Origin of the sequence: Comamonas sp. (assembly GCF_036643215.1) — a bacterium.
Classification (GTDB): Bacteria; Pseudomonadota; Gammaproteobacteria; order Burkholderiales; family Burkholderiaceae_C; genus Comamonas.
Genome location: NZ_JAVXSJ010000002.1, coordinates 1 through 13,028, shown reverse-complemented (window position 1 = coordinate 13,028; position 13,028 = coordinate 1). Strand labels below are relative to the sequence as shown.

The 13,028-nt window shown below is 59.9% G+C and carries 13 protein-coding genes; 8 read left to right on the top strand and 5 right to left on the bottom strand.

The genetic code is table 11. The features are described from left to right. Positions 1 to 142 precede the first annotated feature (142 nt). The 4 genes from RSF91_RS01890 to RSF91_RS01875 form a co-directional block, all read right to left on the bottom strand. Positions 143 to 871 (bottom strand): SPOR domain-containing protein, encoded by a 729-nt coding sequence (locus RSF91_RS01890; RefSeq protein WP_332566826.1) that lies wholly within the window; start codon positions 869 to 871, stop codon positions 143 to 145. Positions 872 to 899: 28 nt separating this feature from the next. Then, entirely contained in the window at positions 900 to 2,609 is a 1,710-nt protein-coding gene (gene argS, locus RSF91_RS01885) for an arginine--tRNA ligase (RefSeq protein WP_332566825.1), read from the bottom strand. Positions 2,610 to 2,692: 83 nt separating this feature from the next. Further along, the gene (locus RSF91_RS01880) at positions 2,693 to 3,139 is read right to left on the bottom strand and encodes a DUF2214 family protein (RefSeq protein WP_332566824.1); all 447 of its coding nucleotides are present in this window, start codon (positions 3,137 to 3,139) and stop codon (positions 2,693 to 2,695) included. Positions 3,140 to 3,224: 85 nt separating this feature from the next. Beyond that, positions 3,225 to 4,160, bottom strand: a complete 936-nt coding sequence (locus tag RSF91_RS01875) for a LysR family transcriptional regulator (RefSeq protein ID WP_099735376.1) — start codon at positions 4,158 to 4,160, stop codon at positions 3,225 to 3,227. Positions 4,161 to 4,548: 388 nt separating this feature from the next. Between RSF91_RS01875 and RSF91_RS01870 the strand changes: the two genes are divergently transcribed. Then, the gene (locus RSF91_RS01870; RefSeq protein ID WP_332566823.1) at positions 4,549 to 5,763 is read left to right on the top strand and encodes a sensor histidine kinase; all 1,215 of its coding nucleotides are present in this window, start codon (positions 4,549 to 4,551) and stop codon (positions 5,761 to 5,763) included. Between the two features lie 11 nt (positions 5,764 to 5,774). After that, positions 5,775 to 6,461, top strand: a complete 687-nt coding sequence (locus tag RSF91_RS01865) for a response regulator transcription factor (RefSeq protein WP_332566822.1) — start codon at positions 5,775 to 5,777, stop codon at positions 6,459 to 6,461. A gap of 76 nt (positions 6,462 to 6,537) precedes the next feature. Here the strand turns inward: RSF91_RS01865 and RSF91_RS01860 are convergent, their stop codons facing one another. Next, on the bottom strand, positions 6,538 to 6,897 hold the full coding sequence (locus tag RSF91_RS01860; RefSeq protein WP_332566821.1) for a hypothetical protein: 360 nt from the start codon (positions 6,895 to 6,897) through the stop codon (positions 6,538 to 6,540). Positions 6,898 to 7,387: 490 nt separating this feature from the next. Between RSF91_RS01860 and RSF91_RS01855 the strand changes: the two genes are divergently transcribed. From RSF91_RS01855 to RSF91_RS01830, 6 genes are all read left to right on the top strand, one after another. Then, a complete protein-coding gene (locus RSF91_RS01855) occupies positions 7,388 to 9,580 on the top strand; it encodes a malate synthase G (protein ID WP_332566820.1) in 2,193 nt (730 codons plus the stop codon). Between the two features lie 193 nt (positions 9,581 to 9,773). After that, positions 9,774 to 9,992: a cysteine-rich CWC family protein gene (locus RSF91_RS01850; RefSeq protein ID WP_332566819.1), complete on the top strand. Its 219-nt coding sequence runs from the start codon at positions 9,774 to 9,776 to the stop codon at positions 9,990 to 9,992. 52 nt (positions 9,993 to 10,044) lie between these two features. Next, positions 10,045 to 10,233 (top strand): 4-oxalocrotonate tautomerase, encoded by a 189-nt coding sequence (locus RSF91_RS01845; protein WP_332566818.1) that lies wholly within the window; start codon positions 10,045 to 10,047, stop codon positions 10,231 to 10,233. Positions 10,234 to 10,339: 106 nt separating this feature from the next. Next, a complete protein-coding gene (locus tag RSF91_RS01840) occupies positions 10,340 to 10,528 on the top strand; it encodes a 4-oxalocrotonate tautomerase (RefSeq protein ID WP_099735366.1) in 189 nt (62 codons plus the stop codon). Further along, on the top strand, positions 10,525 to 12,009 hold the full coding sequence (locus RSF91_RS01835; RefSeq protein ID WP_332566817.1) for a DHA2 family efflux MFS transporter permease subunit: 1,485 nt from the start codon (positions 10,525 to 10,527) through the stop codon (positions 12,007 to 12,009). The genes RSF91_RS01840 and RSF91_RS01835 overlap by 4 nt, the downstream gene beginning before the upstream one ends. Before the next feature lie 58 nt (positions 12,010 to 12,067). Beyond that, positions 12,068 to 12,835 carry a class II glutamine amidotransferase gene (locus RSF91_RS01830; RefSeq protein WP_198462377.1) on the top strand — a complete coding sequence of 256 codons (768 nt, stop codon included), beginning with the start codon at positions 12,068 to 12,070 and terminating at the stop codon, positions 12,833 to 12,835. The last annotated feature ends 193 nt before the right edge of the window (positions 12,836 to 13,028 follow it).

The following is a 13,028-nucleotide window of genomic DNA, read 5'->3' as shown; positions in this document are numbered from 1 at the left end:
ATCAGAGCTAACAAGCTCCAAAAAGTTCAGCCAACTCTAAAACTAACAACGGGGCAGGCCAGAAGCATTAAGCCAGGGCAGCCCCACAGCGATAATGCGGTCCCCCTTCGGGGGAAGCGGCGCAGCAGCTCAAGGGGGAGGATTACTTCCCCGATCTCACCAGCGTGGAATCCACACCAGCTCCATCGAGCTTTCCTTTGAGCTGCTCGGCGTCATCACGCTTGCTAAATGGACCCACGCGCACGCGGAAGACGGTAATACCGTTTTGCTCACGCTCGCTGATACGCGACTCCCAGCCCAGCATGGCCAGCTTGGCGCGCTGCGCTTCGGCTTCGCTCTGACCGCGGAAAGCACCGGCCTGCACAAAGTAGTTGAAGGCAGAATCAGAGGAGCTTGGTGCCTGCGCAGCCGCTTTTTCCTTGTCAGCACGTGCTTTTTCAGCTTTTTCAGAAGCAGCAGAGCGCTCCTTGACCAGATCACCCAGCGGGTCGCCAGTGGCGGGCTTGCTGGGCTTTTCCTTTTCAGCCACGGGCTTTGGCGGTGTTACCGGCACTTCAGGCGTAGTCACACCACCCGTCGCTGTGGGCTGGGCCGCTGGCGTGGGGGGCGTTACCGTCACTTCGCTGGGTGGCTGCACAGGTACGGCCACGGGGGGCGGTGCAGGCTGGCGGCTTTGCAGCGGGGCGTTGGGGTCCCAGTTCTTATTGCGCTCGGCCTCGACGGCATCGCGCTGGTTGTTGTTGCCGCCCTTGTTGAGGAACGGCACAGGCACCTTGGTCACATAGATGGCCACGGCCAGAGCCGCAGCCAGGCCAATGACCATGCCAAAGATAAGCCCCAGGATGGTTCCACCGCGTTGCTGGTTCTTCATATCAGTCGCTTAACGCTTTCTGCTTTGATTACATGCGCTCGGGTGCGCTCACACCCAGCACGGCCAGACCATTGTGCAACACCTGAGCGGTGGCGGCGACCAGGGCCAGGCGGGCGAGCTTGACCTTTTCGTCGTCCACCAGAATGCGCTCAGCGTCGTAGTAGCTGTGATAGCTGGAAGCCAGATCACGCAGGTAGAAAGTCACATCGTGCGGAGCATTGCCTTCGGCAGCGGCGGTGAGCATCTCTGGGTACTTGGCCAGCAGCAGCATCAGGGCCTGAGCCTGTGGGCCTTCCAGTGCGGACAGATCCACATCCTTGAGCGACGGAACGCCAGCGCCACCCGCTTCTTGCCATGCGCGCAGCACGGACTGAATGCGGGCATGGGCGTACTGCACGTAGTACACCGGGTTCTCGTTGTTCTGGGCCACGGCCAAGTCAACGTCAAAGGTGTACTCGGTATCAGGCTTGCGGCTCAGCAGGAAGAAGCGCACGGCGTCCTTGCTGGTCCACTCGATCAGGTCGCGCAGAGTCACGTAAGAACCAGCACGCTTGCTGATCTTGACCTCTTCGCCATCTTTCACCACGCGAATCATGGTGTGCAGGACGTAGTCGGGGTAGCCGGCGGGAATTCCCACATCGGCTGCCTGCAGGCCAGCGCGCACGCGGGCAATGGTGCCGTGGTGGTCGGTGCCCTGAATGTTCACCACCTTGGTGAAGCCGCGCTTGAACTTCTGGATGTGATAGGCCACATCGGGCACGAAGTAGGTGTAGCCGCCGTCGGTCTTGCGCATCACGCGGTCTTTGTCGTCACCGTAGTCGGTGGACTTGAGCCACAGCGCGCCGTCTTGCTCGTAGGTCTTGCCGTTGGCGATCAGGCGCTTGACGGTTTCTTCGACATGGCCGTTTTCGTACAGGCTCGATTCCAGGTAGTACTCGTCGAACTTGAGGTTGAAAGCCTGCAAGTCCTTGTCCTGCTCGTTGCGCAGATAGGCCACGGCGAACTGGCGGATGTTGTCGTAATCCTCAACATCGCCATTGGCGGTGAACTCGCGGTCATCGGCCTTGATGGTTTCCTTGTTCAGGAAAGCCTTGGCGATGTCGGCAATGTAGTCGCCGTTATAGAAATTCTTGGCCAGCGGGTTGTCGCTGTCGGTAGGCCAGCACTCGTCACCGGGCTTGAAGCCCTTGGCGCGCAGTTGCGTGGACTTGGTCAGGGTGTCGATCTGCACGCCCGCGTCGTTGTAATAGAACTCGCGGTGTACCTTCCAGCCCTGAGTGGAGTACAGATTGCTGATGGCGTCGCCAATCGCAGCCTGACGGCCATGACCCACATGCAGAGGGCCAGTGGGGTTGGCGGAGACAAACTCGACGAGGATGTTTTCGCCGCGATCAGCCTGGTAGCCGAACTTTTCGGCCTGCGCCAGCACTTCGCGGATGATTTCCTGCTTGGCAGCGGGCTTCAAGCGAATGTTCAGAAAGCCGGGGCCGGCGATCTCGATCGCATCCACCCACTTCTGGAAAGCGGGTGTGGCTTCCAGCGCAGCTTTGAGCTGCTCGCCCAGCGCGCGAGGGTTCGCCTTCAGGGGCTTGGCCAGCTGCATGGCTGCCGTACAAGCGAAATCGCCATGGGCTGCCACTTTGGGGTTTTCAAACGCAGCGCGTGCGCCAGCGCCGGGCGAGAGTGTTTCGAGCTCAGCAGCCAGGGCCGCGAGCAATTCTTGTTTGACGGAAAGCATCCGGTGATTTTACGTGGCTGCCTTGATCTGCGCAGCCAAGCTGGATTGCAGGGACGCAACAAGTCGTTGCAGCCCCCACAAAATTACATGCCGCGCGCCCAGAAGACGGCGACGATGGCGATCACCGGCACCAGATGGCTTTGCCACATCACCCACTTGCGGGTTTGCTTGACTTCTTCAGAGGCTGGCAGCTGGCCGGTGGCGTCCAGCGCCTTCTTCCAGCGGCGGAAGGTAAAGGTGGGCTTGAGCGAGAGCAGCACGGCGATGACGAACAGAGTCATCTTGATATGAAACAGCGGCGATGCCACATAGCCGCCCATGCCCTTGACGCCCCAGACCAGACGCGCAACACCGGTCAGCAGCAGCACGATGGCGGCAATGCCGTAAATCATGTCCAGCCTGGCAAGGCGCTGCACTACGGCGGCGTTCATCCACTCCACCCGGCACAGGGCGGCCTGACTGGAGAGAAACACCACCAGCGTCAAAATGGCCAGCAGGTGGACGCTGGCGAGAACGGCTTCAAAGGTCATGGCTCAGCGGAGGAATGCTCATCAAACCCTGCCGAAACATTCCGCAGGGGCGACGAATTCATGCTCCGCCCTCCTTACCTTTGCATCATGCCAGCAAGCCGTTACGGAAAAATTCAGGCTGGTTGTAGTGATGCTTGAGGTAGTCAATCCACATGCGCACGCGCAAAGGCATGTGCTTGCGCTGGGGGAAGACCACGAAGATGCCGTTGGGCGGTGCGGCGAAATCTTCCAGCACGGGCACGAGGCGGCCTGCGGCAATTTCAGCCTCCACCTCCCAGGTGCTGCGCCAGGCAATGCCCCAGCCGCCAAGGCACCAATCGTGCAGTACCTGACCGTCGGAGCAGTCCAGCGGGCCGCCCGGTTTGAAGTGCACCACTTCGCTGCTGCCGCTTTCAGGGTGAGGAATGCGGAAGGCCCAGCCGCGCGTCTGCGATGCGTCGGACGACAGCGTCAGGCAGTCATGCTGGGTCAGCTCGCTGGGGTGCTTGGGCGTGCCGCGGCGATCCAGATAGGCGGGCGTGGCCACACACAGGCGGCGGTTGTCCGCAATGCGCACGCTGACCAGAGCCGAGTCGGGCAAGTCACCCACGCGCACAGCGCAGTCAAAACCTTCACCGGCCAGATCAACCACACGGTCGCTCAGATTCAGCGAAATGGTGACATCGGGGTGCAGATCGCGGAAACGCGGCACCAGCGGTGCAACGTGGCGACGGCCAAAGCCGGCAGGGGCGGTAATGCGCAGATGGCCCGTGGCCTTGACGCCGCCGGCGGAAACGCTGGCCTCGGCATTGCACACATCGGAGAGCAGGCGCTGGCAATCTTCCAGAAACGCGCTGCCTTCGTGGGTGAGCGAGATACGGCGCGTGGTGCGCACCATGAGCTTGACGCCCAGATGCTCTTCCAGAGCATCCAGTCGGCGTCCCATGATGGCGGGCGCTACGCCTTCGGCCTTGGCGGCAGCTGTCAAGCTGCCTCGGGTCGCTACTGATACAAAAGACTCAAATGCTTTGAGTTTGTCCATGACCGCTGCTCCTGTCTTATCCGTGTTGTCTCCTGTGTCAGCCGGGCGCACTATTAATAAAAGAGCACCCACCGCACAAGCAGCCTTGATTATTCAAATGTTTTTATCGAAAGTCCTTTAAGCAAGAGCGCTAGCTGCTATCACTTTAACTAGTGCGCAATCAGTGCTACATGCCTGTCGCCTGCGTGACTTATTTCGATATAGCCTAACTATAAGTCACAAATTGCAAAGGAATCTTTAGTCTTTATATACCTTTATAGCAAAATTTGCCGTTTTCCCTAGGTAGGGAATATCGCTTATTCGCCTGCGCCATGAGCTTGCAGGCCACCAGCGCCTTTAAATCGATGAGTTGTAAAACACATTTACACGATCTGCACTACCCGAAGTCATGAATCCTTCACCCCTGTCTGCCACGCCCCGCGCGCCTTTTGACCAGCTCGTCGAATTGCTGGGTCAATCCGGCCAAGGCTATGCGCTCTGGACTGCAGAAGGTCATCTGCTCATGGCCACGCCCGCGTGGTGCCAGTGGTTTGATGTACCGCCTAGCAGCGCCACCGGCCAGCCTCTGCAGCTTTTGCTGAGTGCTGCCGCCTGGCAAACCCACAGCCAGCGCTTTACCGCCGCAGGCAAAGGCCAGCGACAGGAATACGACGACACCCGGCACGACGACTTTGGCGCCCAGCGCCACCGGCGCATACAGCTCACCCCCGGCGCGGCAGATGCGCAAGGCCGGCACGAGGTGCTGATGACGCTGAACGACGTGGGCCGCGAATATGCGCGCGGCGCCGTCATCACGCGCCAGCACGAGCAGTTGCAGACCTTGCAGGAGCAGTTGCGCAGCCGCCGCGATGACGATGGCGAGCTGGACAAGCTGCGCACCCTGCTGGACTGGCGCACCGCCATGCTGACCGAGCACAACGAAATGCTGCAACTGCTGTCCCACGAGATTCGCCAGCCGCTGAACAATGCATCGGCTGCCATGCAGGCCACGCTCAAGGCCATTGACGACCTGCACCTGCCTGACGCCACCCCCGCCACCAAGGCCTTGCTGCGCGCCGAACATGTGATGCAGCAAGTGATTGGTACGCTGGACAACACGCTGGCCGCTGGCACCATTCTGGCCGTGGGCGGCAAGGCCGGCGCGTCGAGTGAAACCGATCTCCCCACCCTCATCAAGCTGGTGCTGCACGATATTGCGGCCGACCTGCGCCCGCGCATTGATGTGCAGTGGCAAACCCAGCCGCGTACCGTACAGCTGCACCCGGCGCTGATGCGACTGACCATTCGCAATCTGCTGCACAACGCACTGGCCTACGCCCCGGCAGAAACACAGGTGGCGCTGCGCATTTCAGAATCTGACGAGCCACTGGCCCTGATTCTGGAAGTGATTGACCAAGGCCCCGGCATTCCGGCAGAGCTGCTGCCCCGCCTGTTCGACAAAGGCTCGCGCAGCAATCACAGCCACAACCGTCCGGGCGCAGGACTGGGCCTGTTCATCGTGCGCTCCGTACTCCAGTTACACCAAGGTACAGTAGAGGCACTGCCTCTCAGCCCGCATGGCACGGTCATGCGTCTGGTCATCCCCCAAGGTCTTGCTGAATAAGAACCGCCGCCATGCTGCCTGCCACCCTTGCTCTGGTTGACGACGACACCGAATACTGTGAATTTCTGGCCCAGCACCTGCGCAGCCAGGGCATAGCTGTCACCGCCTACAGCGACAGCAGCGACCTGCTGGCCGATGTCGCCCCTTACCGCTTTGACTTTTATGTGCTCGACCTGATGCTGCCGGGGGTGGACGGCACCGAGCTGATCCGCATCATCCGCAAACGTACACAGGCTGGGGTGCTCATCGTCTCAGGGCGACTGGGGCCCGAAGTATTTGCCGAAGTCATCAACGCCGGTGCCGACATGTATTTGACCAAGCCTGTGACCTTTGAGCAGGTGGAGCTGGCCGTACGCGCCGTGCATCGCCGCATCATGACCACGGCCAAGACGGCAACGGCCTGGAAGCTGGACAGCCGACGCAGCGTACTGACTGCGCCCGATGGTCAGACCGTAGAACTGAGCGCCACAGACCGGATGCTGATGGAGTGTTTTTTGCAGGCCCAGGGCGAAACCGTCAGCCGCGACCACATTCGCAGTCTGCTCGGCCACACCAGTGCCGTCGATTCAGACAACAGCCTGCACGCCACCATCTACCGCCTGCGCCGCCGCATTGAACGCGCAACGCCTGTGGCCGTGCCGCTGCAGTCGCAGCAAAAAGTGGGCTACCAGTTCCGCGCCCCACTGATTGCGGCTTGAGTTAGCCCCCAAAAACAAAAACGGACCCCGAGGGTCCGTTTTTTGTTGGCTCATTGGTTTCAGCCAAGCGCGAAGCTTACATTTCCATCTTGGACTCAACGTCCGCAATCTTGCGACGAGCCAGAGCCAGGTTGGCACGGCTGCTGTCCAGCACGTAATAGATGAAGAGGCCGTTGATCTTTTCTGCAGGACGCAGGATGTGGTACTGGCGGCCCAGCGTAATCAGAATGTCTTCGATGCTATCGTTCAGACCCAGAGACTTCATGGTCTTCATCTTGGCGCGCACCACTTCGGTGTTACCGGCAGCCGCCAATTCCAGATCCACACCGCTGCCGATGCTGCCCAGCAGCATGCCGCTGTTGTAGTCCACCACGGCCCCGCACTGAGCGCCTTCCAGGGTCATCAGATCTTGCAGGCTTTCGTTCAGATTCGCCATCGGGGGCTCCTTGGTAAAAAATTGACTGATAGAGATCAGAGAATGATCAGATGGTTGCAAGTTTAACAAATCATTTCTGATTTTGATTGTCAATTTATGACAGACAAGAACCCATGTTACGAAAGTACGCGCTCACTTGAATTCTGTTGGGGCATCTTCAAAAATATCAATCAAATCAGGCCAAAACCTAATACAAGAGAGCGCATGCAGCTACTCTTTCAGGAGTCAGCCCACATCCAGCGCTCCGCCAATCTGCAACACCGGAGTCGCACTCTGCCAATGCGTCCCAGTCAGGGAGGATCAGAACTGATCAGCATCATGGTTTTGGTGGGTAAAACGCATAAATCCGGCAGACTCCATATAAAAACATCATGAGTTCCGAACTATTTAGGCTCTTTATGTACTGAAAGAATTCAAATAAAGTCCTCCTACATGCTGCCCTTCATGGGCACCGACTCCTGAATATCTGAGACATCAATCGAGGTTCCACATGACTGATCGCACCCAAGTCCACGGCCTGCAAGTCGCCACCGAGCTGTACAACTTTGTGAACAGCCAAGTCCTGCCCGGCACGGGCGTGGACCAGGACGCCTACTGGAAGGGCTTCGATGCCATCGTGGCCGACCTGGCCCCCAAGAATGCCGCCCTGCTGGCTGAGCGCGATCGCCTGCAAGCCGAGCTGGACACCTGGCACAAGGCCAACCCCGGCCCCATCACCGATATGCCTGCCTACCGTCAGTTCCTGACGCAGATCGGCTATCTGGTCGCCGCCCCTGCGGATGCCAAGGCTACGACCGAGAACGTCGACTCCGAGCTGGCTGTCCAGGCCGGCCCTCAGCTGGTCGTTCCTATCGTGAACGCCCGCTATGCACTGAACGCCGCCAACGCACGTTGGGGCAGCCTGTATGACGCACTGTATGGCACCGACGCCATCAGCGAAGAAGGCGGCGCCGAAAAGGGCAAGGGCTACAACCCCGCCCGCGGCGCCAAGGTAATCGCATTTGCCCGTGACTTCCTGGATCAGGCTGTGCCTCTGGCCGCTGGCTCGCACAAGGATTCCACCGGCTACGCCGTCGAAGGCGGCAAGCTGGTCGTATCCCTGAAGGACGGCAGCAAGATCGGCCTGAAGGAAGAAGCCAAGTTCATCGGCTTCCAGGGCGATGCTGCAGCTCCCACATCCGTGCTGCTGAAGAACAACGGCATCCACATCGACGTCATCATCAACAAGACAACCCCCATCGGCAGCACCGACGCGGCTGGCGTGTCTGACCTGGTGGTGGAAGCTGCCCTGTCCACCATTCTGGACCTGGAAGACTCCGTGGCCGCCGTGGACGCCGAAGACAAGCTCAATGGCTACGCCAACTGGCTGGGCATCCTGAAGGGCACGCTGACCGAGACCTTCGTCAAGGGCGGCCAGCAAATGACCCGCGGTCTGAACGCCGACCGCGAATACACCGGCGCTGACGGCAAGGCTGTGAAGCTGCACGGCCGTTCGCTGATGTTTGTGCGCAACGTCGGTCACCTGATGACCAACCCCGCCATTCTGTGGGGCGCAGAAGCCAAGGAAATCCCCGAAGGCATCATGGACGCGCTGGTGACCACCGCCATCGCCATTCATGACCTGAAGGGCCACGGCGTCAACGGTATCCGCAACAGCCGCACCGGCAGCGTCTACATCGTCAAGCCCAAGATGCACGGCCCTGCCGAAGCCGCTTTCGCCAACGAACTGTTCAGCCGCGTTGAGCAAGTTCTGGGTCTGCCCGAGAACACGGTCAAGCTGGGCATCATGGACGAAGAGCGCCGCACTTCGGTGAACCTGAAGGCCGCTATCGCCGCAGCCCCCGCACGCGTGGCCTTCATCAACACCGGCTTCCTGGACCGCACGGGCGACGAAATGCACACCGCCATGTACGCCGGCCCCATGGTGCGCAAGGCCGATATGAAGACCTGCGCCTGGCTGCCTGCCTATGAAAAGAGCAATGTGCTGGTCGGCCTGGGCATGGGCCTGCGCGGCCGCGCTCAGATCGGCAAGGGCATGTGGGCCATGCCTGACCTGATGAAGGCCATGCTGGAGCAAAAGATCGCCCACCCCAAGGCTGGCGCCAACACCGCCTGGGTGCCCTCGCCCACCGGCGCCACACTGCACGCTCTGCACTACCACCAAGTCAACGTGGCCGAAGTGCAGCAAGAGTTGGAAAAGACCAACAGCGACGCGACCCAAAACGAGCTGATCAACGCCATTCTGCAAGTGCCCGTGTCCACCAACCCCAACTGGACCGACGCTGAAAAGCAGCAAGAAGTGGACAACAACGTTCAGGGCATCCTGGGCTATGTGGTGCGCTGGATCGACCAGGGCGTGGGCGTCTCCAAAGTGCCTGACATCCACAACGTGGGCCTGATGGAAGACCGCGCTACGCTGCGTATCTCCAGCCAGCACATCGCCAACTGGCTGCAGCACGGCATCGTGAACGAAGCCATGGTGCGCGACAGCTACGCTCGTATGGCCAAGGTGGTCGATGAGCAAAACGCTGGCGACGCCGCTTACAAGAGCCTGGTGGCCAACCCGAACGGCGCAGCCTTCCAGGCCGCTCTGGACCTGGTCTTCAAGGGCAAGGAACAGCCTTCGGGCTACACCGAACCTCTGCTGCACGCCTGGCGTCTGAAGGTCAAGGCTGGCGCTTAAATGCCTCGGCCTAGCCACTCCTGATTTCAGAGTGGCTAGCGCTTAATATTTAAGGGTTTCGAGGCAATTACTGCCTGAAATCCTTGTTTAACAAGCGCAAGCAGCTATCAAAATTGCACTCCATGTCCGTACATCGAGTGCATTTTTATTGGACGCGGTGGGGTTGATGCGACACGGCTTCTACACTGACGGCATGCCAAGCAATACGCCTCTCGATCCCAGCCTCTGCCCGCTATGTGGCCAGGCCAACCAATGCGCCATTACCGCTGGCCTGCCGCCAGAAAGCTGCTGGTGCATGCAGACCCCGGTGTCCAAAGACGCGCTGGCCCAGCTGCCGCCTGAGGCGCGCGGCAAGGCCTGTATCTGCCCGGTCTGCGCCCAGCCCGTCAACGCCGATTTCACGACCGACTGACTCTGCGACCCATCTTTGCGCAGGTCAGGCACCCACCACCCAGGAGACCTTGATGCCCACCTATCGCATTGAACTGTTTGAAGGCCGCAGCGTTGATGAAAAGCGCAAGCTGGCCGAAGCCATCACCCGCGTGACCACCGAAGTCCTGGGCAGCTCGCCCGAGTCCGTGGACATCGTCATCACCGACGTGCCGCGCCACAACTGGGCCACGGCCGGCAAGCTCTGGTCAGAGCAGAGCTGAGAGCCGCACATCGCGTGACAAGCAGCCCTAGGGCTGCTTTTTTTGCGCCGTCTTACAGCCGCCCATTTATGATTGTTCTTTAAAAATACATCCAGAAAGTCCGCACATGCCCACCTATCACATCGAAATGATGGAAGGCCGCACCGTTGAGCAAAAGCGCAAGCTGGTCGAAGAGATCACCCGCGTCAGCGTTGAAGTTCTGGGCGGCTCGCCCGAATACGTAGACATCGTGATCACCGACATCAAGCGCGAAAACTGGGCCACGGGCGGCAAGCTCTGGCTGGAGCGCGAATGAACGCAGGCGCAAGTCAAGGCGGTGCATCCACCGCCGAGCTTCGCGCCCGTTACGGAGAACGCTACCGCTGGCTGCTTTTGCTGGCCGTGCTGGTCGGCGTGGTGGCATCGGTTCTCCCCTCCACCAGCGTCAACGTGGCCATTCCGGCCATCAGCGCTTATTTCCACATCGGCCCGGCGCAGGCCCAGTGGATCACTTCTGGCTTCATGGTGGCATCCACCATCGCCATGCTGGTCACGCCTTGGCTGCTGCACCGCTTTGGCTACCGCCGCACCTATGTCGCCGCTCTCGTACTGCTCACCATCGGTGCCGTGGTGGGTGGTCTGGCCCAGCACTACCCGCTGATTCTGGCTTCTCGCGTCGCTGAAGGCATTGCCGCAGGCATCATCCAGCCCATACCGGCCGTCATCATGATGAGCGCTTTCAAACCCCATGAGCAGGGCCGCGCTGGCGGACTGTTTGGCATGGGTGTGGTGCTGGCCCCGGCTCTCGCCCCCGCGCTTGGCGGCGTGCTGACGGACTGGCTGGGCTGGCGCTCCACCTTCTTCATGGTTGTGCCTTTTGCACTGGTATCGATCTGGCTGGGCTTCAAGCTCGTCCCCCATTCATCCCCCGGCGGTGCAAAGGCCGGCGCGCAGAAAGCACCGCTGGACTGGCTGGGCCTGACACTGGGCGGCGCTGGCACGGTCTGCCTGCTCAATGGTCTGGCACAGCTGCACAGCCCCTCCAAATGGGCTGCCACCGGGCTGCTGCTGGCGTCTGCTGTGCTGCTTGTCGCCTTTGTGCTCTGGCAACAGCGGCTGCTGCGTCAGGGCCAGAAGCCGCTGATGGATCTGCGCCTGTTCGAGTGCCGTCCGTTTGTCATGGGCTGCATCGTCTCTCTTGTCTACGGAGCAGCGATGTACGGCTCCACCTATCTGCTGCCGCTGTTTATCCAGATGGGACTGGGCCTGTCAGCCAGCTACGCCGGCAATCTGCTGGTGCCCGCCGGGCTGGTACTGGCCTTTACCTTCCCCCTCGTCGGCCGTATGGCAGACAAGCACCCGGTGCACTGGCTGGTCGGGACAGGCGTTGCACTGCTGGCCCTGTCCTTCGCTCTCAATATCTGGATTGGCACCACGACTCCGCTGTGGTGGCTGGCCGTCGTCATCATCATTGGCCGCGTCGGTCTGGGCTTCATCCTGCCGAGCCTGAATCTGGGGGCTATGCGCCCGCTGGATCGCTCTTTGCTCGCCCAAGGCTCCAGCACCATCAGCTTCATCCGCATGCTGGGCGGAGCCGCCGGCGTCGGCCTATCCGGCATCATGCTGCAGTGGCGTATAGCGGTCCATGCGGCTGATAGCAGCCTCAGCCCTCAGGCGGCACAACTAGCGGCTTTTCACGAGTGCTTTGCCATGCTCACCCTGCTTTGCCTGATTGCACTGGTGGCATCGATGCAACTGCGTTCACCACAAGCCACGAGCAGTCCTACCCCCAGCTAAGTTGCGCATAATTAAGCCATTGAGGTTTAACGGGCTCAGGCCCTTGAGAAAGCATCGCATGTGCCAGCTACTGGGAATGAACTGCAACACACCAACCGATGTGCGCTTCAGCTTTTCGGGCTTCACCCAACGCGCGGGTAATACCGGCGACCATACCGATGGCTGGGGCATCGCCTTTTTTGAAGAGAAAGGCCTGCGTCACTTTGTCGATCACGAACGCGCGATCGACTCCCCCATCGCCAAGCTGATCCGCGAATACCCCATCAAAAGCAATAACGTCATTGCCCACATCCGCAAGGCGACTCAGGGCGTGGTCAGCCTTCAAAATTGTCACCCCTTCGTGCGAGAGCTCTGGGGGCACAACTGGGTCTTCGCACATAACGGCGACCTCAAAAACTTCGCTCCTAAACTCCACGCGCACTTTCACCCCATCGGCAATACCGACAGTGAGCTGGCCTTCTGCTGGATCATGCAAGAGCTGTGGAAATCTCATGCTGGCATCCCCAGCATCGAAGAACTCACCCACACCCTGCGCGAGCTGGCCGCCAAGATTGCGCCCCACGGCACCTTCAACTTCCTTCTCTCCAACGGCGAAGCACTCTGGGCCCACGCGACCACCCATCTTTGCTACATAGAGCGGCAGCATCCATTTGCCCAGGCCCAGCTCTGCGACGAAGACCTTAGCGTGGACTTCTCCCGCGAGACGACCCCACAAGACAAAGTGGCCATCATCGTCACGACACCGCTAACCCACAACGAAACCTGGACCCCCATCCGCTCAGGCGAGCTCAAGGTCTTCAAACAAGGCCAGGGCCTTGATATCTGAAATTTTCACTCTACAAATAAAAAGAGAGCGCTATGCGCTCTCTTTTTATGGGTTTGCAGGTTGTTTGGCTCTGAGGCCCAATCACAGCCAGCACAAGCAGCTCTGCTTTTTGATGACCTGTTCTTCAGCGCTTTTGCATTCCGCAAATAAAAAACCCCGTAATCTTTCGATTACGGGGTTTTTCTCTGTAAGA